The 25200-nt window shown below is 74.9% G+C and carries 24 protein-coding genes; 9 read left to right on the forward strand and 15 right to left on the reverse strand.

The features are described from left to right. The first annotated feature begins 239 nt into the window (after positions 1-239). Together ACF1AK_RS06325 and ACF1AK_RS06330 are read left to right on the forward strand one after the other, a co-directional pair. Entirely contained in the window at positions 240-872 is a 633-nt protein-coding gene (locus tag ACF1AK_RS06325; RefSeq protein ID WP_391497600.1) for a TetR family transcriptional regulator, read from the forward strand. Between the two features lie 187 nt (positions 873-1059). Further along, positions 1060-2343, forward strand: coding sequence for a transposase (locus ACF1AK_RS06330; protein WP_391497601.1), 1284 nt, complete (start codon positions 1060-1062; stop codon positions 2341-2343). A gap of 430 nt (positions 2344-2773) precedes the next feature. On the opposite strand, the gene ACF1AK_RS06335 is transcribed toward ACF1AK_RS06330, so the two are convergent. Next, positions 2774-3154 carry a MerR family transcriptional regulator gene (locus tag ACF1AK_RS06335; RefSeq protein WP_391497602.1) on the reverse strand — a complete coding sequence of 127 codons (381 nt, stop codon included), beginning with the start codon at positions 3152-3154 and terminating at the stop codon, positions 2774-2776. Positions 3155-3207: 53 nt separating this feature from the next. Between ACF1AK_RS06335 and ACF1AK_RS06340 the strand changes: the two genes are divergently transcribed. Continuing rightward, positions 3208-4149, forward strand: a complete 942-nt coding sequence (locus ACF1AK_RS06340; protein ID WP_391497603.1) for an aldo/keto reductase — start codon at positions 3208-3210, stop codon at positions 4147-4149. Positions 4150-4400: 251 nt separating this feature from the next. Here the strand turns inward: ACF1AK_RS06340 and ACF1AK_RS06345 are convergent, their stop codons facing one another. The 3 genes from ACF1AK_RS06345 to ACF1AK_RS06355 form a co-directional block, all read right to left on the reverse strand. Further along, on the reverse strand, positions 4401-4604 hold the full coding sequence (locus tag ACF1AK_RS06345) for a DUF397 domain-containing protein (RefSeq protein WP_391497604.1): 204 nt from the start codon (positions 4602-4604) through the stop codon (positions 4401-4403). A 101-nt stretch (positions 4605-4705) separates the two neighbouring features. Next, a complete protein-coding gene (locus ACF1AK_RS06350) occupies positions 4706-4909 on the reverse strand; it encodes a DUF397 domain-containing protein (protein ID WP_391497605.1) in 204 nt (67 codons plus the stop codon). Further along, positions 4906-5736 (reverse strand): Scr1 family TA system antitoxin-like transcriptional regulator, encoded by an 831-nt coding sequence (locus ACF1AK_RS06355; protein WP_391498033.1) that lies wholly within the window; start codon positions 5734-5736, stop codon positions 4906-4908. Before ACF1AK_RS06355 ends, ACF1AK_RS06350 begins: the two co-directional genes overlap by 4 nt. A gap of 112 nt (positions 5737-5848) precedes the next feature. On the opposite strand from ACF1AK_RS06355, the gene ACF1AK_RS06360 reads away from it, so the two are divergent. Together ACF1AK_RS06360 and ACF1AK_RS06365 are read left to right on the forward strand one after the other, a co-directional pair. Continuing rightward, the gene (locus ACF1AK_RS06360) at positions 5849-6103 is read left to right on the forward strand and encodes a hypothetical protein (RefSeq protein ID WP_391497606.1); all 255 of its coding nucleotides are present in this window, start codon (positions 5849-5851) and stop codon (positions 6101-6103) included. Further along, complete coding sequence (locus tag ACF1AK_RS06365) at positions 6100-6780, forward strand: NUDIX domain-containing protein (protein WP_391497607.1); 681 nt, start codon at positions 6100-6102, stop codon at positions 6778-6780. The genes ACF1AK_RS06360 and ACF1AK_RS06365 overlap by 4 nt, the downstream gene beginning before the upstream one ends. Before the next feature lie 90 nt (positions 6781-6870). Here ACF1AK_RS06365 and ACF1AK_RS06370 read toward each other — a convergent pair whose 3' ends face one another. Both ACF1AK_RS06370 and ACF1AK_RS06375 read right to left on the reverse strand, forming a co-directional pair. Next, positions 6871-7566: a hypothetical protein gene (locus tag ACF1AK_RS06370; protein WP_391497608.1), complete on the reverse strand. Its 696-nt coding sequence runs from the start codon at positions 7564-7566 to the stop codon at positions 6871-6873. 70 nt (positions 7567-7636) lie between these two features. After that, entirely contained in the window at positions 7637-10330 is a 2694-nt protein-coding gene (locus ACF1AK_RS06375) for an AAA family ATPase (RefSeq protein ID WP_391497609.1), read from the reverse strand. Positions 10331-10481: 151 nt separating this feature from the next. On the opposite strand from ACF1AK_RS06375, the gene ACF1AK_RS06380 reads away from it, so the two are divergent. From ACF1AK_RS06380 to ACF1AK_RS06395, 4 genes are all read left to right on the forward strand, one after another. After that, a complete protein-coding gene (locus ACF1AK_RS06380) occupies positions 10482-10859 on the forward strand; it encodes a nuclear transport factor 2 family protein (protein WP_391497610.1) in 378 nt (125 codons plus the stop codon). Between the two features lie 80 nt (positions 10860-10939). Then, a complete protein-coding gene (locus tag ACF1AK_RS06385) occupies positions 10940-12358 on the forward strand; it encodes an MFS transporter (RefSeq protein WP_391497611.1) in 1419 nt (472 codons plus the stop codon). A gap of 100 nt (positions 12359-12458) precedes the next feature. Next, entirely contained in the window at positions 12459-14351 is a 1893-nt protein-coding gene (locus tag ACF1AK_RS06390; protein WP_391497612.1) for a prolyl oligopeptidase family serine peptidase, read from the forward strand. A 27-nt stretch (positions 14352-14378) separates the two neighbouring features. After that, positions 14379-14933 (forward strand): hypothetical protein, encoded by a 555-nt coding sequence (locus ACF1AK_RS06395; protein WP_391497613.1) that lies wholly within the window; start codon positions 14379-14381, stop codon positions 14931-14933. Between the two features lie 46 nt (positions 14934-14979). On the opposite strand, the gene ACF1AK_RS06400 is transcribed toward ACF1AK_RS06395, so the two are convergent. The 9 genes from ACF1AK_RS06400 to ACF1AK_RS06440 all read right to left on the reverse strand — a co-directional run bounded on the left by ACF1AK_RS06400 (position 14980) and on the right by ACF1AK_RS06440 (position 25144). Continuing rightward, complete coding sequence (locus ACF1AK_RS06400) at positions 14980-15771, reverse strand: SURF1 family protein (protein ID WP_391497614.1); 792 nt, start codon at positions 15769-15771, stop codon at positions 14980-14982. Between the two features lie 185 nt (positions 15772-15956). Continuing rightward, positions 15957-17507, reverse strand: a complete 1551-nt coding sequence (locus tag ACF1AK_RS06405; protein WP_391497615.1) for a hypothetical protein — start codon at positions 17505-17507, stop codon at positions 15957-15959. Next, a complete protein-coding gene (locus ACF1AK_RS06410) occupies positions 17500-18054 on the reverse strand; it encodes a SigE family RNA polymerase sigma factor (RefSeq protein WP_344345760.1) in 555 nt (184 codons plus the stop codon). Before ACF1AK_RS06410 ends, ACF1AK_RS06405 begins: the two co-directional genes overlap by 8 nt. A 356-nt stretch (positions 18055-18410) precedes the next feature. Continuing rightward, positions 18411-19487, reverse strand: a complete 1077-nt coding sequence (locus ACF1AK_RS06415; protein WP_391497616.1) for an aspartate-semialdehyde dehydrogenase — start codon at positions 19485-19487, stop codon at positions 18411-18413. Then, complete coding sequence (locus ACF1AK_RS06420; RefSeq protein ID WP_350541538.1) at positions 19484-20764, reverse strand: aspartate kinase; 1281 nt, start codon at positions 20762-20764, stop codon at positions 19484-19486. The genes ACF1AK_RS06415 and ACF1AK_RS06420 overlap by 4 nt, the downstream gene beginning before the upstream one ends. Positions 20765-21110: 346 nt before the next feature. Continuing rightward, on the reverse strand, positions 21111-21842 hold the full coding sequence (locus ACF1AK_RS06425; RefSeq protein ID WP_391497617.1) for a DUF5063 domain-containing protein: 732 nt from the start codon (positions 21840-21842) through the stop codon (positions 21111-21113). Then, positions 21835-22434 carry a recombination mediator RecR gene (recR, locus tag ACF1AK_RS06430; RefSeq protein WP_380296354.1) on the reverse strand — a complete coding sequence of 200 codons (600 nt, stop codon included), beginning with the start codon at positions 22432-22434 and terminating at the stop codon, positions 21835-21837. The genes ACF1AK_RS06425 and recR overlap by 8 nt, the downstream gene beginning before the upstream one ends. A gap of 177 nt (positions 22435-22611) precedes the next feature. After that, positions 22612-22953 (reverse strand): YbaB/EbfC family nucleoid-associated protein, encoded by a 342-nt coding sequence (locus tag ACF1AK_RS06435; RefSeq protein WP_391497618.1) that lies wholly within the window; start codon positions 22951-22953, stop codon positions 22612-22614. 55 nt (positions 22954-23008) lie between these two features. Beyond that, a complete protein-coding gene (locus tag ACF1AK_RS06440) occupies positions 23009-25144 on the reverse strand; it encodes a DNA polymerase III subunit gamma and tau (RefSeq protein ID WP_391497619.1) in 2136 nt (711 codons plus the stop codon). Between the last annotated feature and the right edge of the window lie 56 nt (positions 25145-25200).

Here is a 25200-nt window from a genome sequence, read left to right on the forward strand (position 1 = left end):
GCGATACCGCGCATGTGCGGCAGGCCGGGGCGTAGCGTCGGCGTGTCACCGCGCCGGCACGCGCCGGCGCCCCGACTGCGCGAAGGAGCCTCGGCGGCCATGTGGTTCGTCCCCCCTCACCCCCGGACAGCCCTGACGGCGCGGCACCGCGGAGCCCTCCGGCCCTGTCGCCCGGGAGCGGCCGGCGGCACGGACGCCCACGCGCGGCGAGGGCCCGCCGACCGGACCGGCGGTGCGCGATGAAGCAGGAACGCGCCCAGCACACCCACCGGACGCTGCTGAACGCCGCCGCCACGGAGTTCGACCGGCACGGCTACGCGGGCACCTCGCTGGCCCGGATCAGCCAGACCGCCGGGGTCACCATGGGGGCGCTCACCTTCCACTTCCCCTCCAAGGCCGCGCTGGCGGACGCGGTCCGCGCGCACGCGGCCGCACTCACCCGGACGGCGGTCGCCCGGGCCTCCGGCGCGGACGGCCGGCCCGCGGCGGGCGTCGTCGAGCTGATCGACACGCTGACCCGCCTGCTGGACGAGGAGCCGAGCGTGCGGGCGGCGGCCCGGCTGACCTGGGAGCAGCCGGAGTCGCCCGGCAACTGGCACGCGGACTGGAGCCCCGACCTGCGCGACCGGCTGGCCCGCGAACGGACCGCCGCGCCCGCGGCCGAAGGCGCCGACGCCGGTGACCCCGGCCTCGACAGCGCGGACCTGGAGGCCCTGGCCCACTGCCTGGTGGTCGGCTCGGAGGCGCTGCGGCGTGGAATCGTCCCCCTGGGCGGCGGCGACCCGGCGGCCCGGGCGGACGTCCGGCAGCGGCTGGGACGGCTCTGGCACCGCGCGGCAGCCGGCCCGCCCGCCTCGGGCGCACACCGCTGACCAGCGCGTCCACCGCCCCGCCCCGGTCAACCCGCCTTCCTCGCCGGGTGCTTCACGCTCTTGGCCGCCAGGCGCCGGGACTTGCCAAAACCGATGCACGGCCCGCAAGGGGCTCAAAAACAAAGCGATCGTTCGCTATTCTTTGGGGAACGGCATCTCATGGCACCACACACCTCGGGGAGCTCAGATGGACGCGCACACCCTGCCACCGGCCGGCGAAGCGACGCTCTCCCGGTTCGCCGAGCAGGTCTTCGCCCACCTGACCCGGGTGGACCAGCGCCGCTGGGCCCGCGCCTACCTGCACGGACTGCTCACGGCCCCCGGCCGCAAGTCGCTGTCGAACATGGCCGCGAGCCTGGCGGCCGGGCCGACGGCGACCACCGCCTCGCTCTCGCTCCAGCAGTTCATCAACGGCAGCCCCTGGGACTGGCGCCCGGCCCGCCGGGTGCTGGCCCGCCTCGCCGCCGGCGAGCGGCCGGTCCGCGCGTGGACGGCCACCCTCGCGGTCATCCCCAAGCGCGGCGACCAGGTGGTGGGCGTGCACCGACGGTTCGACCTGGAGACCGGACGCACCGTCAAGTGCCAGGCCGCGCCGGGCCTGTTCGTCGCCACCGACCGGGATGCCGTGCCGGTGGACTGGTCGCTGGTGCTCGACCCGCACTGGACGGACGACCCGCAACGGCGCGCCCGGGTCCGGATCCCCGACGGCCTCGCACCGCAGTCGCCCGGCGAGCTGCTGCTCGGGATGGTCGACCGGCTCGCCGGCCTCCTCCCGGTCGCACCACTGGTCGCCGATCTCGGCGTGGCGGACGAGCCGCTGCGGCTGGCCGGCGCGCTCGCCCGGCGCAACGTCCCGTACCTGCTGGAGGTCCGCGCCGGCCAGGTCTTCCGGCCGGTGCTGCAGATGACCACCGGCGGCCCCGGGCGCGGCCGGCCCGGCACCCTGACGGCCGAGGAGTTCTTCCCGCACCGCCGGCCGCGGACGCCCGGCGCCCCGCAGCCCGTCCTGCGCGGCACACCCGTCCTGCTGCCCGCCCCGCCCACCACGACCGGCACCGCCGGCTCGACCGGCACCACCGGCGTGACCGGGCCGCACGGCGCGCCGGTGAACCGGCTCTGGGCGCACGGCGGCGGCTCCGGGGGTCCTCGGCGGTACTGGCTCACCAACCTGGCCGAGGACGCCCCGGCCGTGCTCGCACTGCTGGACGCGGGCGCGGCCACCCGGCGCACCGTGGACCGGCTCGGATCGGACTTCGGCCTGCTGGACTTCTCCGGCCGCTCCTTCACCGGCTGGCACCACCACATGACGCTGGTGGCGGCCGCGTACTCCCTCGGCCGCGAGCTGCCCGGACTCGGCCTGCGCGACGATGGCCTGCGCGACCATGGCCTGCGCGACCGAGACCTGTCCGGACACGGCCTGCCCGGACGCGCGGCGGAGATCGCCCGGGAACGCCTCCGGAACTCCGCCTGACAACAGCCCGACGACTCCCCGAGGACGTCCGTTCGCCTTGAGAGAGATCCCCGCCCCGGTCGATGCTCCCCAGGCCGGCGCACGCGTGCGCGCAGCCTCCCGGCCGTTCCGGACGAGCGGTCCTCCGCCTCGTCCGGCCGGCCGGAGCTCCCTCGGCCACCGCCCCCGGACGCCCGACGCCCGGGGGCGGTCCGGCGGCTGCACCACGTCCTCCGCCGTCCGCCCCGGGCCCGGGCCCCGGCGCCCGGACACCGGCCCGGTAGAGCCCCGGCCGACCGGCTGCGGACCGGACCGGACCGCCGATCTTCCCCACCCCCTCCGCGCGGCCGACGCCGCGGCGGGAGGCATTCCCGCGAGGGCCGAAACCCGCGCATGACGCTCGCCCCACCGCCCCGCGGATCCGCCCACGCCTCCCGGTCGGGCCGCCGCCTCAGGCCGGCACCGGCTCGTCCGGCCCGGCCGCCCCGGCCTCCCGGCGGGCCGCCGCGACGATCCCCGCCAGCGCGGCCCGGCTCGCCCCGAGCGTCAGCAACCGCTGGTCGAGCAGGTCGAGCCGCTGCTCCAGAACCTCCAGCATGCAGGGAGCCACCGAGCCGTCGCCGCCCACGCAGGGCAGCACGTCCCGGATGGCGCTGGTGGAGAGCCCCGCCCCGAGCAGAGCCCGGATGTGGCGGACCACGGCCGGCGCGTCCTCGCCGTACCGGCGGTGCCCGCCCTCCGGACGGTGGGCCACCAGCAGGCCCTGCTCCTCGTAGTACCGCAGCAGGCGGACGCTGACCCCGGTCAGGGCCGCCAGCTCACCGATCCGCATCCGCCACCACCCCGCGCCTCCGCTTGAATCTCACACGAATGGGAGATCGTACCGTGACCAGCAGAACGAGAACCGAGATCATTCGCCAGATCGGGCGTCAGACCTTCGCCTTAGGCGGCGACCTGACGGTCCGACGGATCGGCCTCGGCACCATGCGCCTCGCCGACACCCCGGACGTCAAGCCCGCCGAGGCCGTGGTCTGGCACCCGCCCACCCCGCGCTCCGCCGCGCTGAGCCTGCTGCGCGCCGCCGTGGAGAACGGCGTCCAGCTCATCGACACCGCCGACTCCTACGCCCTCGGCGGCAGCGAGGAGCTGATCGCCGAGGCGCTGCACCCGTACGCCCCGGACGTCGTGGTCGCCACCAAGGTGGGCATGACCCGCCCGAGCCCGTCCGAGTGGGTCCCGGTCGGCCACCCCGCCTACCTCCGCCAGCAGGCCGAACTGAGCCTGCGCCGGCTGCGGGTCGGGCGGATCGACCTGCTCCAGCTGCACCGCATCGACCCCGGGGTGCCGCTGGCCGACCAGATCGGCGCGCTGAAGCAGTTGCAGGACGAGGGCAAGGTCCGGCACATCGGCCTCTCCGAGGTCACCGTCGGGGAGTTGGAGCAGGCGCTGGAGATCGCTCCGATCGCCACCGTGCAGAACTGGTACAACCTGGCCACCCGTCGGCACGACGAGGTGGTCGACTTCACCGCCGAGCGCGGCATCGCCTTCATGCCGTTCTTCCCGATCGCCATCGGCGGCCACGCGGGCGAGGACAGCCCGGTCACCGAGGTCGCCCGCGAGATCGGCGCCAGCCCGGCGCAGACCGCGCTCGCCTGGCTGCTGCACCGCTCGCCCAACATCCTGGCGATCCCGGGCACCACGTCCGAGGAGCACCTGGTCGAGAACCTCGGCGCACTGGCCGTCGAGCTGACCGGCGAGCAGTACGCCCGCCTGGACGCCATCGCCGCCGGAGCCGGGACCGAGACCGGGGCCGCAGCGGCCGAATGACCGTCCAGCGGTGCCGCTCCGCCGGCCCCGGACCCGGACCCGGACAGGGCCTCGACCCCCGTGAGGCCCTCTCCCCCTCGCCGAACCCCACCCGATCGTCGTCCGGATCCGCCGGCGACCCCGGCCGTCCGCTGACGCCGCTGGAGCAGGAAGTCGACCGATCCGACTTCCTACTCCAGCTCCGCCCACCCGGCCCGACCGCACGGTGAGGCCGCCGCCGGTCGGTCGGCCGGCGGGGGTGCAAGATGGGCTCAGATGGTGCCGAACTCGCCAGCCTGGACAGCAGCGACGAACGCGCCGAACTCGGAGGACGGGAAGACCAGCACAGCACCCTGGGGGTCCTTGGAGTCGCGGACGGGCACGACACCCTCGGCGAGGAGATTCCGTGCGACCTCGACGCAGTCGCCGCCGTTGCTGCTGTACGAGGACTTGAACCACTGAGGATCGGCGGTCACGGGAGTTCCTTCCTTAACTGGCAGAGGACAGCAATTCCGGCGGGGGACGCCGGTGGGCCTCGACCGACTGCCCAGTCGAGGCCCATCGGCGCAAGATGGGCTCAGATGGTGCCGAACTCGCCGGCCTGGACAGCAGCGACGAACGCGGCGAACTCGGAGGACGGGAAGACCAGCACCGCACCCTGGGGGTCCTTGGAGTCGCGGACGGGCACGACACCCTCGGCGAGGAGATTCCGTGCGACCTCGACGCAATTGCCGCCGTTGCTGCTGTACGAGGACCTGAACCACTGAGGATCGGCGGTCACGGGAGTTCCTTCCTTAACTGGCGGATCAAGGCCACGGATTCAGCCTGGGAGAGCGCAAGGGCCTGGAGCTGATAGTAGGCCGTCAGCACCGGCAGCACCGCGTCGCTGTCCCGCTCCAGATGCCCCTGTTGTGCAGATTCCGCGTAGGACATCAGAGTGCGGTTGGGAAGCGTCAGCACGTTCACCGGCAGGTCGAACGAGCGGTCCTCGCCTATGGCGTACGGGGCGACTTGGAGCACCGTGTTCGGCAGCTCGGCGAAGGCCACCAGGTGCTCCAACTGCGCATCCATGACCGCCGGGCCTCCGACCGGCCGGCGGATGCAGCTCTCGTCCATCACCACGTGGACCAGCGGCGGCAAGGGTTCACGGCGCAGATGGGCCTGCCGACGGGCCAGGACCTTTACTCGCTCGTCGGCCTGCTCCGGCGTGATGTTCCCCCGGCGAACCGCCCCGGCGGCGATGGCCGCTGCGTAGTCCTTGGTCTGGAGCAGTCCCGGCACGATGCCGAGATCGAAGAGCCGAAGTTCGACCGCACGCCGCTCGTGGGTCACGTACTCCGGAAATCCCTCCAGCAACGCCGAGTACTTCACGTCGCCGGCCCGCCGCTTGAACACGCCATCTGCTCCAAAGGCAAGGTCAAGTTTCAATGCTAGGCGCGCAGTTGGCGGACGCCGACCAGTTTCCACCGCCGAGATGTGCGTTGCCGAATAGCCCGTCGCCCCCGCCACTTCGTCCTGGGTCCATCCCCGGGCCTCGCGTGACGTGCGAAGAAAAGCGCCGAACGCCGCTGCGGGAGATGAGTCCGGGTCCAGCTCGACCTTGTTCACGAACCAGCGCCCTAACTCTTCGAGCACGCCTGACACGTTGAAGACCGCTCCGACTGTACGCCACAGTGAGTCGCCCCGGGTAGTGAACCGACTACGGAAGGGAGCGACCGTAATGTCGCGAAAGAACTCGACCCCCACCTACCAGCCCCACGTCGGCGAGGTCGTCCGGGACCTCGGACACCGGGACTTCACCGGCGATCCCGTCGAGGCCGTCTACATGGACACCCTCGCCGGGCTCGCCTACCTCCGGCCCCTCGCCGGCGGCTGCGAGTGGACCACCAAGCCCGAACACGTCCAGGCCCTGGCCTCGCCCCGCTTCATCACCGTCCAGCACCCCAGCCGGCCGCGCACCGCCGACGTGGCATGAGGCTGCTCGCCGCCGTCCTCGGCGTCGCCACCCTCTCCACCCTCACCGCCACCACCGCCTGCTGGCCCATCCACCACGGGCCACTCGCACCGCAACTCCTCATAGCCGGGCTGATCCTCACCGCCGGCATCTCCGCCGGACTGCCCGCCTGCCTCCCCTGGCTCTCGCCCGAACAGGAGCACCCCCGCATGCCGCACACCCTCCCCACCCTCCTCACCCACCCACCCCGCCGACGCCTCGGCCACCAGGCCCTCGTCCTCAACCACGACGGCGCGATCCTCCTCGTCGCAACCGCCTACAAAACCGGCCTCCAACTCCCCGGCGGCAGCGCCGAAGCCAACGAACTCCCCCACCACGCCGCCCGCCGCCACACCGAAACCGAAACCGGCCTCGCCCTCCCCCTGCGCCACATCCTCGCCACCGACTACGTCCCCGCCCAACGCCTCCCCGAAGGCATCAACTTCGTCTACTGGGGCGGCCACCTCACCCCCACCCAGGAAGACATCGTCGCCCGCCACCGACCCCCCGCCACCATCACCGCCGTCCACTGGCTCCACCCCCACCAACTCCCCGGCGCCATGACCCCCGACCAGCACCGCCGCACCACCCACGCCCTCACCGCCCTCACCCGCGGCATCCACCTCCCCTTCCTCCTCCGCGGCACCCCCGCCGAATAGCCCGAACCGAAAGCAGCACACCCCGGGGCGGCAGGGACCGTCCCGGGAACGGGCGACGGCCCGGCGGCCGGTGGCGGCCCGGTGCCGGTGCTAGGAGGCGTCCCAGCGGAACCAGGTGGGCCGACGGGCGCTCGCGTCCCAGTTCGCGCGGGTGGCGGCGTACTGTTCGCGGGTGAGCGCCTCCTCGCGGGCGAGCCAGTCCAGGTACCACTCCGCGAAGGTGACGGCCCCGCCGTCGGCGTTCAGGAGCGGGCTGAGGCATTCGGTCGTCGAGCGTTCGTCGAACCACATGGCCCCGCGCATCGGACCGCTGACCACCAGGAGCGTCCGGAAGTTGCAGCCGTCGTCGGTGAGGCCGATGACCCCGGTGACCCGGTCCTCCTCGGACGCATCCGCAGCCGCCCGCCACACGAGGAGATCGGCCTGGTAGGCGGCGTCCGAGGCGTAGCTCTCCGGCTGCGGCAGGCGCTCCCAGACCGCTTCGCTCGCCGCGGCCGCGGCGTCGTGATCGGGGAAGTCGACATGCATCCTCGCGTGGTCACGGGGAAGCGCACCGTCCCAGTCCCAGCGCGACCCGTCGAACCGCAGCGTCCGCAGCCGGCCCCCGCCGGCGCTGACCCGGAGCAGGTACTGGCGGTAGTCGTCGGGGAACGTCACTCCGAACTGCTCCTCCGCCCCGCGCACGTGTGCCTCGCTCAGCGCGTCCGGAAGACGGCCGCCCGCTCCCCGCCGCGCGTGGAGGGCGGTCACCCGGTCCCGCACCTCGCCCCAGTCAACCGATCGCATGAGACGACAAGCTAGCCGGTCACCGTCCCGCGCCGGGCGCGGGCCCGGAGGACCGCGGACGACGGCCCGCTCAGAACAGCGCCACGAGCTCCGCGCGCGAGGCGATCCCCAGCTTCGGGTAGGCCTTGTACAGGTGGTGGCCCACCGTCCTCGGGCTCAGGAAGAGCTGCGCCGCGATGTCCCGGTTGGTGAGTCCCTGGGCCGCCAGCCGGGCGATCTGCAGTTCCTGCGGGGTGAGCGCCGTCAGCACGCCCGCAGGAGCGGTCGGCGCGGCGGTGCCGGTGGCGGTCAGCTCCCCCCGCGCCCGGTCCGCCCACGGCCCCGCGCCCAGCCGCTCGAAGGTCTCCAGCGCCGCGCTCAGGTGGGGCCGGGCATCCGTCCGCCGGCGCTCGCGCCTCAGCCACTCCCCGTAGAGCAGCGCCGTCCGCGCCCGCTCGAACGGGCGGTGCGTGCCCTCGTGCCGTTCCAGCGCCGCCAGGTACGCGGACCCGGCCAGTTCGTCCGGCCCCAGCAGCGCCTGGCAGCGCAGCCGCAGCGCCTCCGCCCACGGCGTCCCCGCCGCGCCCGCCCAGCGCGCGAAGCGCTCGTACGCCTCCGCCGCCCGCTGCGGCTCACCCAGCCGGACGGCCGCCTCGACGAGGTCGGGCACCGCCCGGGTCGCGCCCACGTGGTGCCGGTACGGCCCCGCGGTGAGCGTGTGCAGCCGGTCGGCGGCGGCCGCCACCCGTCCCCGCCCCAGGTCCAGCAGCGCGAGCGCCCACCGCGCCCACGGCTCGCCGGCGGCGGGGGCGGACGAGCCGGAGGCGAGCGCCTCCGCCGCCAGCTCCGCGCACCGCTCGTCCGACCCGCTCAGCGCCGCCAAGCAGGCCAGCAGGGCCGCGAGTTGGCTGGTCCACTGGTGCTGCCCGGTGTCCCGGGCGAGCGCATGCCCCTCCGCCGCCGTCACCTCGGCGTCGCGGTGCCGTCCATGGAACAACTCCGCCTCGGCGAGGAAGAACTGGAGCGTCGGCAGCACCCCCACCGTCCCCTTGGCCCGCGCCTCCGCGACCAGCTCCGCCGCCAGCTCCAGCGTCTCGTGGTCCCGCCCGAGGACGAGCGCCGCACCACACAGCTGCACGAGGTCGACCGGGCTCTCCGCCCCCGCCTTGCGCGCCGCCTCCACCGTGACCCGCACGTCCGGCAGCGGAGCGGCCGACCGCCCCAGCGCGGGCAGCACGGCGGCCGGCAGGTGCCGGGCCAGCGGGGCGAGCGGTTCGTCCGGACCGAGCGGGAGGGCGGCCAGCCGGTCGAGCACGGTGGCCACCGGCTCCTCGCCGGCGTACCAGGCGGCGTGAAAGGCCTGGAGCAGCATCCGGGCGGCGTGCGCGGGCTCGATGTCGGTGGCGGCGGCGTCCAGCAGCAGCCGGTACGCGGCCGGGTAGGCGCCGCGCCAGAAGTGGGCGACCGCCCGGACCTGGTCCAGCAGGGCGTGCGCGAAGACGCTGTCGGTACGCGCCCCGGCCCGGTCCGCCAGCGCCTCCGCCTGCGCCAGCTTTCCTTCCTCGGTGGCCGCTTCGGCGGCGAGCACCAGACGGCGGGTGGCGCCGTCGCGGTCCGGGGTGAGCCCGGCGGCACGCTCGTACGCGGCGGCCGCGCCGCCGTGGGCGCCGCGCGCCTCGGCCCGCCGGGCGGTGCGCTCCAGTGCGTCGGCGAGGTCGGCGTCCGGTGCGGTCGCGGCGAGCGCGAGGTGCCAGGTGCGCCGGTCGCCGTCCTCCAGGGCCTCGCCGAGCGCCCGGTGAATGGCCAACCGCTGTTGCAGCGGTGCCCGTTGGAGGACGGCGGCGCGCAGCAGCGGGTGCCGGAAGACGAGCCGGCGGTCGGCGCCGACGGTGACCAGGCCGGCCCGTTCGGCGGGCGCCAGTGCCTCGGCGCCCGCCCCGAGGGCGGCGGCCGCCGCGAGGACGACGTCCAGTTCGCCGTTCTCCTCGGCGGCGGCGACCAGCAGCAGGGTCTGGGTGTCCGGCGGCAGGCCGGTGACCTGACCGTGGAAGGCGATCCTCAGGCGGCTGGTGAGCGCCAGCCCGCCCGATCCGACGTCCTCGACGGTCAAGGGCAGTTCCACCAGCGCCAGGGGGTTCCCGGCCGCCTCGGCGAGCAGCCGCCGGCGGACCGGTTCGGCCGGCGCCCCGCCCGCACGGTCGGCGAGCAGCCGGGCGGCGTCCGCGTCGGCGAGGCCGGTCAGCCGCAGCTCGGGCAGCCCGGCGAGCGGCAGCACCTCGCCCCCGTCGTCGCGGGCGGCGAGCAGCAGCACGACGCCCTCCGCCTGGAGCCGTCGGGCGGCGATCAGCAGCGCGTCCAGCGAAGGCCGGTCCCACCACTGGGCGTCGTCCACGACACACAGCAGCGGCTGCTCGTCGGCGAGTTCGGCGAGCAGCCCGAGGGTGGCCAGCCCGGCGAGCAGCCGGTTCGCGCCGCCGGCCGGCTCGCCGAGGCCGAACGCGCCCTCCAGCGAGCGCCGTTGCGGCGCGGGCAGGGCCTCCAGCCGGTCGAGGCCGGGCGCCAGCAGCAGGCTCAGGCCCGCGAAGGGGAGTTCGGCCTCGTACTCGACCCCGGTGGCCCTGATCACCCGGATGCCGTCCCCGGCCGCCGCCACCGCGTACTCCAGCACCGCCGTCTTGCCGATCCCCGGCTCACCGCGCAGCACCAGCGCCCCGCTGCGGCCGTCCCGCGCCCCGTCGAGCAGCGCGTCGACGGCGGCCCGCTCCCGTTCCCGCCCGTACAGCACCGCGGCCCCCTCCCGTTGGCCCCGACCCTACTGGCGGCGACGTACGTACGCCCTACCCATCCGTGACGGATTCGCCCGCCGCCCGCCGTCCGTACCTTTTCGAACAGCGGGAACGGCCCGCCAACCGCCCCACCGGACAAAGGAGAAGACGATGACCGCCACCCGGCCGACCGACATCGAGCAGCTCGCCGCCCGCTACCTCGCCGCCTGGAACGAGACCGACCCGGCCGCCCGCCGGAAGCTGGTCGACGAGACCTGGGCCGAGGACGGCAGCTACACCGACCCGCTGGCCGCCGTCACCGGCCGCGAGGGCGTCGACGCCCTGATCGGCGCCGCGCAGGCGCAGTTCCCCGGGCTCGTCTTCACCCTCGGCCCGGTCGACGCCCACCACGACATCGCCCGTTTCACGTGGAACCTCGGCCCGGCCGGCGAGGAGCCGCTGGTCGTCGGCTTCGACGTGCTGGTCGCCGACGCGGCGGGGCGCATCGCCTCGGTGTACGGCTTCCTCGACCGCGTCCCCGGCGCCTGAGCCGACCGCGCCCCGACCGGCCACCGGGGCGGGCGACCCCACCGCCCGCCCCGCCCCGACGCCCCGCAGGAGTTGAAGCGTTGTCCACCAGCCTGATCAGCCGCCCGGGCGCCACCGCCCCCTCCCCCGGCGCCGCCCCGCGCGGCCTGCTGCCGGTGCTCCTGACCGCGACCTTCATGACCGCCCTCGACGTCTTCGTCGTCAACGTCGCCATCCCCTCCCTCCAGACCGGCCTGGGAGCCGGACCGGCCGCCGTCCAGTGGGTGGTCGCCGGCTTCGCCCTCGCCCTCGCCGCTGGCCTGGTCACCGCCGGCCGGCTCGGCGACCGCTACGGCCGGCGGCGGACGTTCGGGCTGGGCCTGGCCCTGTTCACCCTGGCCTCGGCCGCCTGCGGACTGGCCCCGACGGCGGGCGCGCTGGTCGGCGCCCGGATCGCCCAGGGGCTGGCCGCGGCGCTGATGGGCCCGCAGGTGCTGGCGATCCTGCGGACGGCGTACAGCGGCGCGGCGCAGGCCCGGGCCTTCTCGATGTACGGGCTGACCATGGGGTTGGGCGCGGTCTTCGGGCAGCTGATCGGCGGGCTGCTGATCCGCGCCGACCTGTTCGGCCTGGACTGGCGCAGTTGCTTCCTGGTCAACCTGCCGGTCGGCCTGGCTGCCCTGGCCCTGGTGCGGCGCTGCCTGCCCGAGTCGCGCGCCCCGCACCGGCCGGGCCTGGACCCGGTGGGCGTCGTGCTGATCACCCTCGCGCTGACGGGGCTGGTGCTGCCGCTGATCCAGGGCCCCGAGGCCGGATGGCCGCTGTGGAGCCGGCTCTGCCTGGGCGGATCGGCGGTGCTGCTGGCGCTCTTCGCCGTCCACCAGCACCGCGGCAGCCGGGCGGGCCGCTCGCCGCTGGTCGACACCCGGCTGTTCGCCGACCGCGCCTTCACCGCGGGCATGCTCGCCCAGCTGGCCTTCTGGCTCGGCCAGGCGTCGTTCTTCCTGGTGCTCGCCCTCTACCTGCAGCCGGGTCGCGGCCTGGACGCGCTCGGCGCGGGCCTGGTCTTCACCGCGATCGGCCTCGGCTACCTGGTGACCTCCACCACCGCGCACCACGTCCTCGCCCGGCTGGGCCGGCGGACGATCACGCTCGGCGCCCTGCTGATGGCGGCGGGGCTGGGCCTGCTCGGCCTCGCGGTGCACACGAGCGACCCGGGCGGCAGCGTCTGGTGGCTGGCGCCCGGCCTGTTCGTGGACGGGCTCGGCATGGGCCTGGTGGTGGCCCCGGTGACGTCCGTGGTGCTGGCGGGCGTCGAACCGCGGCTGGCCGGCTCGGCGGCGGGCGTGGTGTCCACCGTCCAGCAGGTGGCCGGTGCGCTCGGGGTCGCGCTGATCGGCATCGTCCACTACGCCGCCGACGACCCGGCCGAGGCGTTCGGGCACAGCCTGGCGGCGCTGGCGGCGCTGGAGCTGCTGCTGGCGGGCCTGGTCCGGCTGCTGCCCCGCCGGACGGGGTGAGCCCGCGCGGCGGCGTCGGAGGGGGAGCGCGCCACGGTCGGCCCGCTTCCCTTCCGCCCTCCCGTTCCGTTTCCTCCCCCCGATCGGGTTGGATGGGTGGATGAGCGAGGAGAAGAGCGCGGTACCGGCGTGGGAGCAGCGGTTCAGGGCGGCACGGGTCTCCCTGCCGGACTGGGCGGAGGACGCCCCCGAGCGGGCGCTGTACGTGTCCAACGCCAGCGGCACCTACGAGGTCTACGCCTGGGACCGCGCCACCGACACCCACCGGCGGGTCACCGACCGCCCCAACGGCACCACCGACGCCGAGCTGTCCCCCGACGGCGAGTGGATCTGGTGGTTCGACGACAACGACGGCGACGAGTTCGGCATCTGGCGCCGCCAGCCCTTCGCGGGCCGCCCCGAGGGCGCCGAGGGCCCCGACGAGGAGGCCGTCCCCGGCCTCGCCCCGTCCTACGAGGCGGGGCTCGCGCTGGGCCGGGACGGCACCGTGGTGGTCGGCCGCTCCACCGACGACGGCGGCACCACCCTGCACCTGCGCCGCCCCGGAGCGGCCGAGGCCGTGGAGATCTACCGGCACGCCGAGTACGGCGGCGTCGGCGACCTCAGCCACGACGGCACCCTGCTGGCCATCGACCACACCGAGCACGGCGATGCCATGCATGGCGCCATCCGCGTCCTGCGGCTGCCCGCCGACGGCGCCGATGCCACCGCCGTCTCCACCGTGGCCGAGCTGGACGAGGTCACCGGCCGCGACGAGCCGCGCGGGGTGGCCTGCCTGGGCTTCGCACCGGTCGACGGCGACACCCGGCTGCTGGTCGCCCACCAGCGCACCGGCCGCTGGGAGCCGGTGATCTGGGACGTCGCGACCGGCGTCGAGACGGCGCTGGCGCTCCGCGACGAGCAGGGCCGCGAGCTGCCCGGCGACCTCTCCGCCCAGTGGCGGCCGGGCGCCCGCGCGCTGCTGATCGAGCACGAGTACGAGGCGCGCAGCGAGCTCTTCTCGTACTCCCTGGACGAGGGCGTGCTCACCCGCCTGGACACCCCGCGCGGCACCGTCGGCGGCGCCACCCCGCGGCCGGACGGCACCGTGGAGTTCCTCTGGTCCTCGGCCGCCGAGCCTTCCGCCGTGCGCTCCACCGCCGGCACCGTGGTGCTGCGCGCGCCCGGCGCCGTCCCGCCCGGCTCGGTGCCGGTCGAGGACGTCTGGGTGGAGGGGCCCGGCGGGCGGGTGCACGCGCTGGTCCAGCGGCCGGCCGGGGCGGGCGACGGGCCGTTCCCGACCGTGTTCGAGGTCCACGGCGGCCCGACCCACCACGACAGCGACTCCTTCGCCGCCGGACCGGCCGCCTGGCTGGACCACGGCTTCGCGGTCGTCCGGGTCAACTACCGCGGCTCCACCGGCTACGGCCGCGCCTGGACGGACGCGCTGCGCGAGCGGGTCGGGCTGATCGAGCTGGAGGACATCGCCGCCGTCCGGGAGTGGGCGGTGACGAGCGGGCTGGCCGACCCGGAGCGGCTGGTGCTGTCCGGCGGCTCCTGGGGCGGCTACCTCACCCTCCTCGGGCTCGGGACGCAGCCGGAGCTGTGGAGCCTCGGCGTCGCCGCCGTGCCGGTCGCGGACTACCTGACGGCGTACGAGGACGAGATGGAGGCGCTGAAGTCGATCGACCGCACCCTCTTCGGCGGCACGCCGGAGGAGGTACCCGAGCGCTGGAGGGCGTCCTCGCCGCTGACGTACGTCGAGCGGGTGCGGGTGCCGGTGTACATCAGCGCCGGGGTGAACGACCCGCGCTGCCCGATCAAGCAGATCGACAACTACGTCGAGCGGCTGGAGCAGCTCGGCAAGACGCACGAGGTGTACCGCTACGACGCCGGACACGGGTCGCTGGTGGTGGACGAGCGGATCAAGCAGCTGCGGCTGGAGATCGACTTCGTCCGCCGGCACCTCGGCGGTGCGGCGGTCGGCGAGAATCAGGCGGACACGGAGAAGTAGGGGACGCGGGAGAGCGGGGGGTACGGGGTGAGACGTCTGCTGACGATCGTGGCGGCGGGGGTGGCCGGGGTGCTGGCGCTCACCGGCTGCTCGGGTCAGGACGACGGGGGTGGCGGCGGGAGCACCGCGGCCTGTCCGCCGCCGTCCTCGCCGTCCTCCTCGCCCTCCGCCTCGCCGACGCCGTGGGCGCCCTCGCCCACGGCGTCCTCCACCGTGGTGAAGGCGGCGTTCCGCACCGCGGTGGCGGCGGGGGCCGGGGAGGACGGCGGCGTGGTGGTGCTGGCCAAGTCGGGCTCGAAGGGGTCCGGAGGGTCCGGAGGGTCCAGCGGGTCGAAGGGGTCGAAGGGGTCCAAGGGCGGCCGCACGACCCGGCACCACGCCGACCACTACGACTCGGACGACGACAACGGCAGCGGCAGCGGCAACGGCAACGGCAACGGCAACGGCAACAACAGCGGTCGTAGGTGCGACGACCCGGCGTCGACGGTCCCGCCGTCGCCCGGTGCGCCGTCGGCCGCCGTGCCGTCCACCCCGGCGGTCCCGGCGAAGCCGGCCGTTCCGCCGGTCAAGCCCACCCGATGACCCGCTGACCCGCTGACCCCATGATCAGCAGGTCGGCGGTACGGCGTCAGTCCAGGACCGGGTCCAGTCCGAGGGCCCGGTCCTGCTCCGCCTCCGCCTCGCGGCGCAGCAGGCGGAACCACATGAACACCACGAAGCCGCCGAAGACGAACCACTCCAGCGTGTAACCGAGGTTCTGGAACGCGCGCAGCGAGAGGCCGTCGCCGCCCTGCGGCTGCACGGTCGGCACGGGGGTGAGGCCGTCCGCCGCGGAGTCGGCGGAGACCCAGCCGTCGTACCAGCCGTCGAGTGCGAGCTTGTTGACGAGCGCGGCCCGGTTGATCGTGCCGAGCTGCCCCTCCGGGAGGCCGCCGGCCACGGCGCCGCCGCTGCCGCTGTTCTCGCCGGCCTGGAGACGGCCGGTCACGGTCACTTCCCCGGCCGGGGCGGGGGCCGTGGCGGCCGGTCCGGCCGGGGGCGCCCCGGCGGCCCAGCCGCGGACGACGGCGGCGGTCCGGCCGTCGGCGGTGCGCAGCGGAGTGAGCACGTAGTAGCCCTGCTTGCCGTCCAACACCCGGTTGGGGACGAGCAGTTGGTGCTCCTCGTCGAAGGTGCCGGTGACCGTCACGGCACGGCCGACGGTGTCGGTGGTGACCTGCGGGCGGTCGGCGGCGAGCAGTTCGCCGAGCGGCCTGGGCGCTCCGCCGTCGGCCGCCGCCCGGCTGATCTCCTGATGCGAGGAGACCCGGTCCTCGAACCGGCCGAGCTGCCAGGAGCCGAGCCAGACGCACACCGCGACGGCCGCCACGGCCAGCGCGGTGCCGCTCAGCCAGCGCGGGGTGAGGAGGAACCGGTACACACCCCCCACGGTAACCACTCCTCACACCCGGCCCGTCCCCAGGGCCCCCGTGCGCCCGCACCGGAGCAGGAAGTCGGACCCGCCGACTTCCCACTCCCGACGTCCCGCTCCGACGTCCCGCTTGCGGCCGCCCGCTCCCGGCCGTCCTGCTCCCGGCGGCCCGCTTCCGGCCGTCCGGCCCCGCCTCACCCCGCCGACGGGGAGGCGCTCGGGTCGGCGGCCGGGGCGTCGGCCGCGATGAGCTGCGGGAGCGTCCGGTAGACCGTGCCCGCGCAGGCGCCGGGCAGGACCGCGGTCGCGGCGACCGGGTTGCCCGGGGCCGGGGTGTGCGCCAGGGTGACGCTCGTCGAGGGCTTGCTCGCGCCGGGCGACGGAGTGGCCGACGGGCTCGGCGCCCCGGAGGGCACGCCCGTCGTGGTCGGCCGCGGCTGCGCGGTCGGCTCCCCGGTGCGGAAGGCCGCCGGAACCGCCGCCGGAACCGCCGCGGGCACCCCGCTGGTGCCGCCCGCCGACGTTCCCGGTTCGGCGCTCTCGGTGCCGGGACCGACCGCGCCGCTGCCCGTGCTCCCCGGACCGACCGCGCCCCCGGCCGTCCCGGTGCCGCCCGCCCCCGAGCCGCCTGTCTGACCACCGGAACCGCTGCCGGCGCCGCCGCCCGATCCGGAACCGGATCCGGAACCGCCGCCGGACCCTCCGGAACCGGACCCGCCGCCGGATCCGGACCCACCCGTACCCGGCACCGAGCCCGGTCCGCCGCTCGCGGTCCCGGTGCCGGGACCGGTCGTGCCGCCGCCCGTCGCACCGCCGCCGCCGGACGTGCCCGTGCCCGGCTGTCCGGTGCCCGTCGACGCGCTCGGCGAGGCCGTCCCGCCGGGGACGGGGCAGCCGGCCGGATCCGGGAACCAGGCGAAGTCCACCCGGTACCCGGCCCTGGGCGCGAGGACGAGGCCGTCGCTCCCCGCGTCCTTCCCCGTCGCGGGACCGGACGAGGGCCCGGGCGCGGGCAGGCCGGTCGCCGGGTCGCCGGCGGTGTGGAAGGCGATCCGGACCCGGCCGGTCTCCGCCGCGCCGGTGACGGTCACCGAGCCGGGGCCGCCGAGCCGGCAGCTGCGCCCGGAGACGTTGGTCACGGTGAAGGCGCCGTAGATCCGCCCGCCGGAGTCCGCGGCGCCGAGCTGGGTGGCGCCCTGCCCCAGGTCGGAGCGCGTGCACAGGGCGGGCACCGGGGCGTCGCTCCCGCCACCGGTGGCCGGGGTGGAGGGCGCGAAGGTACCGGGCGCGGGGCGGGTGGTGCTCGGCCCGGCGCTCGCTGCGCCGTCGGCCGGGCCGGACGGGCTGCCCGGTGCGGCCGGCGATCCGGTGCCGGCGGCGGGCGGCCGCTCGGGCGTGCCGGTGGCGCCGCCGGGGGCGGTTCCCGTGACGGTCGGGGAGGCGCCGCCGCTCGCGGCGCCGGGCGAGCCGGGGCCGCCGGACAGGCCGAGGTGGTCCGCGGTGTGCAGGGCGGGCAGCAGCAGGGCGGTGGCGGCCGCCACCGCGGCGGCGCCGGTCCAGGCCCCGCGCCGGACGGCCCGGCGGCGCGGCACCGCCCGCCGGATGTGCTGCAGGCTGCCGGGCGCGGGCTGCACCTCGGCCACGGCCCGCTGCATCAGCTCCCGGACCAGCCGCTCCTCGTGGTCACCGGGGCCCTCCCCGCCGAGCGGCACACCTCCGCCGAGCGGAAGATCGTTCTCAGCCATGCCCGGCCTCCATCTGGACCCGCAGTGCGGCGAGCCCTCGTGAGCCGTACGCCTTGACCGAACCGAGCGAGATGCCCAGGGTCTCCGCGACCTGCGCCTCCGTCATGTCCACGAAGTAGCGCAGCACCAGTACCTCCCGCTGACGGCGTTGCAGGCCCCGCAGCGCGACCTTCAACTGGTCGCGCTCCAGCGCATCGTAGGCACCTTCCTCTGCACTGGCCATGTCAGGCATCGGCTTCTGCAGCAGCCGCAGCCCGAGGATCCTGCGCCGCAGGGTCGAGCGGGACAGGTTGACCACGGTCTGCCGGAGGTAGGCCAGCGTCTTCTCCGGTTCGCGCACCCGGCGCCGGGCCGCGTGCACGCGTATGAAGGCCTCCTGGACGACGTCCTCGCAGCTCGACAGGTCGTCGAGGAGCAGCGCGGCCAGCCTCAGCAGGGACCGGTAGTGCGCCTGGTAGGTCTCGGTGAGCAGGTCCTCGCTGGTCCCGGCGGCGGTACCGGCGGTACCGGCGCCGGAGTCCGCGGCGCCGGGTGCGACTGCCGTCATCTGGCTATTTTCCGGCCTGTCCGCAGGCCACTGGACACGCGCCGGGAAGGTCACCGCGGCTGTCGCCGGGATTCCCGTCCCTGCCCCCACCATCACGTTCGCCACGCCCGTTGGACACTCGATCCCCTGTCATGGTTGCCCGGCCCGGCGGACATTCTTCCGCATGGACGGAACGGCCCTCCAGGGGATTCGGCGGGGATTCCTCGCACAGTCGGCGAACATCCCGCGCAGGGCGGGGCCGGTGAGGCGCCGCCCGGGGCCGCCGGGAACCACCGGGGGCGCCCTGAGCGGCCGGGAGCAGCCGGGGAGAACCGGCCCGGAGCCGCCGAGCCGCCGGGAGCCGCCGGGAGCCGCCGCTAGGACGCGTCGTCGGCCGCCGCCGCGCCCAGGCCCTCGGCGGCCACCAGTTCCGCGATCTGCAGCGCGTTCAGGGCCGCCCCGCGGCGCAGGTTGTCCCCGCAGAGGAAGAGGTCCAGCGCGGTCGGGTCGTCCAGCGCCCGCCGCAGCCGCCCCACCCACACCGGGTCCGTCCCCACCACGTCGTTCGGCGTGGGGAACTCGCCCTCCGCCGGGTCGTCGTACAGCACCACCCCGGGGGCCTGGGCCAGCAGCTCCCGGGCGTGCTCCTGGGTGACCTCGCGCTCGAACACCGCGTGCACGGCGAGCGCGTGGGTGCGCACCACCGGGATCCGCACGCAGGTGGCGGAGACCTTGAGCCGGGGCAGGCCGAGGATCTTGCGGGACTCGTCGCGCACCGTGCGTTCCTCGGACGACCAGCCGCCGTCGGTGAGCACCCCGGCCCAGGGCACCGCGTTGAGCGCCAGCGGTGCGGCGAAGGGCCCGTGGTCGTCGATCACCGCGCGCAGGTCGCCGGTCTGCTCGCCGACCTCGGTGCCGGCCACCCGGGCGAGCTGGGTGCGCAGCGTGTCCGTACCGGCCCGGCCGAGCCCGGAGGCGGCCTGGTAGGAGGCGACGACCAGGGACTCCAGCCCGTACTCGGCGTGCAGCGCGCCGATCGCCGCGATCATGGTCAGGGTGGTGGAGTCGGGGCTGGCGACGATGCCGCGCGAGCGCATCCGGGCAGCCGCCGCGTTGACCTCGGGCACCACCAGCGGGACGGCGTCGTCCAGCCGGAACGCGCCGGAGCCGTCCACCACCACGACGCCCTTGGCGGCCGCGATCGGTGCCCAGCGGGCGGAGACCTCCTCGGGGACGTCGAAGAGCGCGACGTCGATCCCGTCGAAGACCGCCTCGTCGAGCGGGAGCACCTCAGTGGTCTCCCCGCGCACGACCGCCTTGCGGCCGGCCGAGCGCGGGGAGGCGACGAGACGGATCTCGCCCCAGATGTCCTGGCGGAGGGAGAGCAGGCCGAGGAGCACCTCGCCGACCGCGCCGGTGGCGCCGACGACGGCGAGGTTCGGCCGCCGGGTCATCGCCCGGTGCCTCCGTAGACGACGGCCTCGTCCGTCTCGCTGTCCAGCCCGAAGGCGCTGTGGACGGCCTGGACGGCCGCGTTGACGTCCTCGGCGCGGGTGACCACCGAGATGCGGATCTCCGAGGTGGAGATCAGCTCGATGTTGACCCCGGCCGCGGAGAGCGCCTCGAAGAAGGTCGCGGTGACGCCCGGGTTGGAGCGCATGCCCGCGCCGACCAGCGAGATCTTGCCGATCGCGTCGTCGTAGCGCAGCGACTCGTAGCCGATGCCCTCGCGGACCCGGTCGAGCGCGTCGATGGCCTTCTGGCCCTCGGTCTTCGGCAGGGTGAAGGAGATGTCGGTCAGGCCGGTCGAGGCCGCCGAGACGTTCTGCACGACCATGTCGATGTTGATCTCGGCATCGGCGATGGCACGGAAGATGCGCGCCGCCTCGCCGGGCTTGTCGGGGACGCCGACGACCGTGACCTTCGCCTCGGACGTGTCATGGGCGACTCCGGAGATGATGGCCTGCTCCATCTCGCCCCCTTCGGGCTGGTTCGGGTTGTCGTTGCTGACGATCGTCCCGGGGAGGCCCGAGAAGGACGAGCGTACGTGAATCGGGATGTTGTAGCGGCGCGCGTACTCCACACAGCGGTCGAGCAGCACCTTGGACCCGGACGAGGCCAGCTCCAGCATGTCCTCGTAGGCGATCCAGTCGATCTTGCGGGCCTTCTTCACCACGCGCGGGTCGGCGGTGAAGACGCCGTCCACGTCGGTGTAGATCTCGCAGACCTCCGCCTTGAGGGCGGCGGCGAGGGCGACGGCCGTGGTGTCCGAGCCGCCGCGGCCGAGCGTGGTGATGTCCTTGCTCGACTGCGAGACGCCCTGGAAGCCGGCCACGATCGCGATGTTGCCCTCGTCGAGGGCGGTGCGGATGCGGCCCGGCGTCACGTCGATGATGCGCGCCTTGTTGTGGACGGAGTCGGTGATGACGCCGGCCTGGCTGCCGGTGAAGGACTGCGCCTCGTGGCCCAGGGATTTGATCGCCATGGCCAGCAGCGCCATGGAGATGCGCTCTCCAGCGGTCAGCAGCATGTCGAACTCGCGGCCGGCGGGGAGAGGTGACACCTGCTCCGCGAGTTCGATGAGCTCGTCCGTCGTGTCGCCCATCGCGGACACCACGACGACGACCTCATGGCCGGCCTTCTTGGCATCAACGATTCGACGGGCCACGCGCTTGATGCCCTCGGCATCCGCAACGGATGAGCCGCCGTACTTCTGCACGACAAGGCCCACGTGCGCTCCTCGACTTGTGTCGTCTTCGGGGGCGATCGGCCCCCGCACCCCCGGGTGGCGGGGGCAGCGGTCGGCGCCAGTCTACCGAGCGGGGGTGCCCCGACCTCCGCTTTCCATATGATGAGACACACGTTTCGGCAGGTGAGCGGGGGTGCGGGCGGCTCCACCGGCAGGTCTGCTGGCGGGCCGCCGTCGCCCCGGAGAATCGGCGGACGAACGGACGGACGCCCCGGGGTTTTCCGCTCCGGCGGGGAGGGTGAGTCGTCCGTCACACTTTCGGCCCGGATGCCCGGGAGGGCCCAGGGGCGCGCGGAAGTGCCCAGGGGTGCCCCGGGGTGCGGCCGCCCTACCGCCCCAGACCGAGTTCCGCCGCCATCAGGTCACCGGCCTGCTGCTCCAGCTGCTCGTCGGTGAGCCCGTCGTTGTCGGTGTCCGCCCCGTCCGGCGCCGCCCCGATCGGGCTGTCCAGCCGGACGTGCGCGATCAGCGACTGCAGCGCCCGCAGGACGGCCGTGCAGGTGGTGCCCCAGTTGGACAGGTACGAGAACTGCCACCACCAGAGCGCCTCGCTGACCCGGCCCTCGCGGTAGTGGGTGAGCCCGTGCTGCAGCTCGCCCACCACCCCGGCCAGGTCGTCCGAGATCCGGAAGGCGTTCGGCTTCTCCGGCGGCCCGTACGGGTCGAAGACCTCGTGGTAGACGTCGATCGGCGCGAGCAGTTCGGCCAGCCGCTCGCGCAGCTGCTCGCCGTCCGGCTCCGGCCCGGCGTCGGGCTCGAAGCGGTCCTCGGGGACGACGTCCTCGATGGCGCCCAGCCGGCCGCCGGCCAGCAGCAGCTGCGAGACCTCCAGCAGGAGGAGCGAGACGGCGCTGCCGGGTTCGTCGCCCTTGGCGACCTCGGTGACCGAGAGCACGAAGCTCTCCACCGAGTCCGCGATCTGCACCGCGAAGTCGTCCGGCTCCGAGCCGTGACCGTGCGTGTGCGGGGTGTGCGGGGCGTCCTGGGTGGTGCGCCGGTCCTGCTCCGGTCCGGCCTGGTGGGGCGTGTGGGGCTGCTGGTTGATCGTCCGGTCAGACATCGAGCAGTCGTCTCCCTTCGAAGGCACGGCCGAGCGTGACCTCGTCCGCGTACTCCAGATCCCCGCCGACGGGCAGGCCGCTCGCCAGACGGGTCACCTTCAGGCCCATCGGCTTGCAGAGCCGGGCCAGGTAGGTGGCGGTCGCCTCCCCCTCCAGATTGGGGTCGGTGGCCAGGATCAGCTCGGTGACCGTGCCGTCGGCGAGCCGCGCCAGCAGCTCCCGGATCCGCAGGTCGTCCGGGCCGACGCCCTCGATCGGGCTGATCGCGCCGCCCAGTACGTGGTAGCGGCCGCGGAACTCCCGGGTGCGCTCGATGGCGACGACGTCCTTGGGCTCCTCGACGACGCAGACGACCGCGAGGTCACGGCGCGGGTCGAGACAGACCCGGCACTGCTCGGCCTCCGCGACGTTGCCGCAGACGGCGCAGAACCGCACCTTGTCCTTGACCTCCAGCAGCGCGTGCGCCAGCCGGCGGACGTCGACCGGGTCGGCCTGCAGGACGTGGAAGGCGATCCGCTGCGCGCTCTTGGGCCCGACGCCGGGCAGCCTGCCCAGTTCGTCGATCAGGTCCTGAACCACGCCCTCGTACAACGTCGCGCCTTCCCTCGGGTTGGACCGGTGGCACCCGCACGGGGTGCTCCGGTGCCATCATCCAACGAATCGGACGCCGGGCACACCGCCCGACGCCCGACTCCCGCATAAATCACACAGGTCCATCGCCTGAACTCCGGACCGTCACGGCCCGGCATCCCGGACCGCCCGCCGCCCTCAGAACGGCAGACCGGGGATGCCGCCGCCGCCCAGGCCCTGGGTCAGCGGGCCCATCCGCTCGGCCTGCATCTTCTGCGCGGCCTGGTTGGCGTCGCGGACGGCCGCCAGCACCAGGTCCGCCAGGGTCTCGGTGTCCTCCGGGTCCACGGCGGCCGGGGCGATGGTCAGCGCCACCAGCTCCCCGGCACCGGTCACCGTCGCCTCGACGAGACCGCCGCCCGCCGAACCGGTCACCTTCGCCTCCGCCAGCTCCTGCTGGGCCTGGGCGATGTCCTGCTGCATCTTCTGGGCCTGCTTGAGCAGCGCCTGCATGTTGGGCTGGCCACCACCGGGAAACACGGCTCACTCCTTGCGTTCGGTCTGTGCGTACGTCCTCGACGAGCGTACGTGCCGGTCAGTTCCCACCGTGCCGGATCTCCTCCAGCACCGTGGCCCCCAGCTCGCGGATGATCAGCTCCTGGCCGGAGAACACCTCCTCGTTGAGATCGGGGTCGTCCTCCTCCGGGATGTCGTCCTCCGGGGCCACCGCCTGCACGGGACGCGCCGGGGCCGCCGGGGGCGGGGCCTGGACCGGCGGGGGCATCGGTGCGGCCGGCGCAGCCTGCGGCTGCGGCGCGGGCGCCGCCACGGGCGCGGGCGCCGGAGCGGCGGGCTGCATCGGGGGCGCGGACGCCACGGGACGCGCCGGCGGAGCGCCCCAACCGCCCCCGCCCGCGCCGGGTCCGGCGGGTCCGGCGGGTCCGGCGCCGAGTCCGCCGGTGGGGCCGCCGCCCGCCCCGCCCGACGGGTCGACGATGCACTCGATCCGCCAGTCGACGCCCAGGGCGTCCGCGAGGGCGGACCGCAGCACGTCGTCGCTGTTGCTGCTGACGAAGCTGTCGCGGGCACCCGCGTTGATGAACGAGACCTGGAGCACGCTGCCGTCGAACCCGGCCACTTGGCCGTTCTGGCTGAGCAGGATCCAGGTGAAGCGACGACGGTTCTTCACCGCCTCCAGGATCTGCGGCCACAGCTGCCGCACCTGCGCCGCACCCTGCTGCGCCGCCGCCGACGGCTGCCCGCCGGGCGCCTGCGCGGGGGCGGGAGCAGGAGCGGGGGCCGGCGCGGGGGCCGGCGTCGGCGCGGCCGCCGGGGCGGGCGCGGGCGCGGGCGCCTCCCCGGCGGGCGGGAAGCTCCGCTTGATCGGCCAGGCCCCGGGCGCCGGCCCGGCCGGCTGCGCGGGCGCAGGGGCAGGGGCCGGCTGCACCTGAGCGACCGGCTGAGGCACCGGCTGAGGTGTAGGCGGCACCGCCTCCGGCATCACCACCGGCGGCGCGACGGCCGGAGCCACCGCCGCCATCCCCCCGACCACTCCGCCGGCCATCCCACCGGCTGCGGCCCTGCGCTCCAGCTTGTCCAACCGCGCCTGCAACGACAGCTCGTCGCTGTACGCGCCCGGCAGCATCACCCGGGCGCAGATCAGCTCCAGCTGCAGCCGGGGCGCCGCGTTGCCACGCATCTCCGTCAGCCCGGTGTTGACGAGGTCCGCCGCCCGGCTCAGCTCGGCCGCCCCGAAGGCGTCCGCCTGCGCCTGCATCACCGCGACCCGGTCCGCCGGGGCGTCGATCAGCCCCTTCTCCCCCGCGTCCGGCACTGTGGCGAGGATCACCAGGTCGCGCAGCCGCTCCAGCAGGTCCGTGACGAACCGCCGCGGGTCGTGCCCGCCCTCGACCACCCGGTCGATCACCTGGAACACCGTCGCCCCGTCGTGCGCGGCGAACGCGTCCACCACCTCGTCCAGCAGCGCCGAGTCCGTGTACCCGAGCAGCGCGGTGGCCATCTGGTACGTGACGCCGCCCTCGCCCGCGCCGGCCAGCAGCTGGTCCATCACCGACATCGAGTCACGCACCGACCCGGCCCCCGCCCGCACCACCAGCGGGAACACCGAGTCCTCGACCTGGATCCCCTCCCGGCCGCACACCTCCGCCAGGTAGTCGCGCAGCGTGCCGGGCGGCACCAGCCGGAACGGGTAGTGGTGCGTCCGGGACCGGATCGTCCCGATCACCTTCTCCGGCTCCGTGGTCGCGAAGATGAACTTGAGGTGCTCCGGCGGCTCCTCCACCACCTTCAGCAGCGCGTTGAAGCCGGCCGAGGTCACCATGTGCGCCTCGTCCAGGATGAAGATCTTGTACCGGCTGTGCACCGGCGCGAAGAACGCCCGCTCCCGCAGCTCGCGCGCGTCGTCCACACCACCGTGCGAGGCCGCGTCGATCTCGATCACGTCGATCGACCCGGGCCCGCCCGTGGCGAGGTCCCGGCACGACTGGCACTCGCCGCACGGCGTCGGCGTCGGCCCCTGCTCGCAGTTCAGGCAGCGGGCCAGGATGCGCGCGCTCGTCGTCTTGCCGCAGCCGCGCGGGCCGCTGAACAGGTAGGCGTGGTTGACCCTGTTGTTGCGCAGGGCCTGCTGGAGCGGAGCGGTCACGTGCTCCTGCCCGATGACCTCCGCGAAGGTCTCGGGGCGGTAGCGGCGGTACAGGGCTAGGGACACACCACCGACGATATCGGGACGGACCGACAAACGCGGCCTCCCCCAGCCCCGCCCCG

The sequence above is a fragment of the Kitasatospora sp. NPDC015120 genome (assembly GCF_043080305.1).
Lineage (GTDB): Bacteria > Actinomycetota > Actinomycetes > Streptomycetales > Streptomycetaceae > Kitasatospora.

Coding starts and splice junctions, on each gene's coding strand:
- ACF1AK_RS06325 (WP_391497600.1), top strand. CDS start 240: ATGAAGCAGGAACGCGCCCAGCACACCCACCGGACGCTGCTGAACGCC.
- ACF1AK_RS06330 (WP_391497601.1), top strand. CDS start 1,060: ATGGACGCGCACACCCTGCCACCGGCCGGCGAAGCGACGCTCTCCCGG.
- ACF1AK_RS06335 (WP_391497602.1), bottom strand. CDS start 3,154: ATGCGGATCGGTGAGCTGGCGGCCCTGACCGGGGTCAGCGTCCGCCTG.
- ACF1AK_RS06360 (WP_391497606.1), top strand. CDS start 5,849: ATGTCGCGAAAGAACTCGACCCCCACCTACCAGCCCCACGTCGGCGAG.
- ACF1AK_RS06365 (WP_391497607.1), top strand. CDS start 6,100: ATGAGGCTGCTCGCCGCCGTCCTCGGCGTCGCCACCCTCTCCACCCTC.
- ACF1AK_RS06370 (WP_391497608.1), bottom strand. CDS start 7,566: ATGCGATCGGTTGACTGGGGCGAGGTGCGGGACCGGGTGACCGCCCTC.
- ACF1AK_RS06380 (WP_391497610.1), top strand. CDS start 10,482: ATGACCGCCACCCGGCCGACCGACATCGAGCAGCTCGCCGCCCGCTAC.
- ACF1AK_RS06390 (WP_391497612.1), top strand. CDS start 12,459: ATGAGCGAGGAGAAGAGCGCGGTACCGGCGTGGGAGCAGCGGTTCAGG.
- ACF1AK_RS06405 (WP_391497615.1), bottom strand. CDS start 17,507: ATGGCTGAGAACGATCTTCCGCTCGGCGGAGGTGTGCCGCTCGGCGGG.
- ACF1AK_RS06410 (WP_344345760.1), bottom strand. CDS start 18,054: ATGACGGCAGTCGCACCCGGCGCCGCGGACTCCGGCGCCGGTACCGCC.
- ACF1AK_RS06415 (WP_391497616.1), bottom strand. CDS start 19,487: ATGACCCGGCGGCCGAACCTCGCCGTCGTCGGCGCCACCGGCGCGGTC.
- ACF1AK_RS06425 (WP_391497617.1), bottom strand. CDS start 21,842: ATGTCTGACCGGACGATCAACCAGCAGCCCCACACGCCCCACCAGGCC.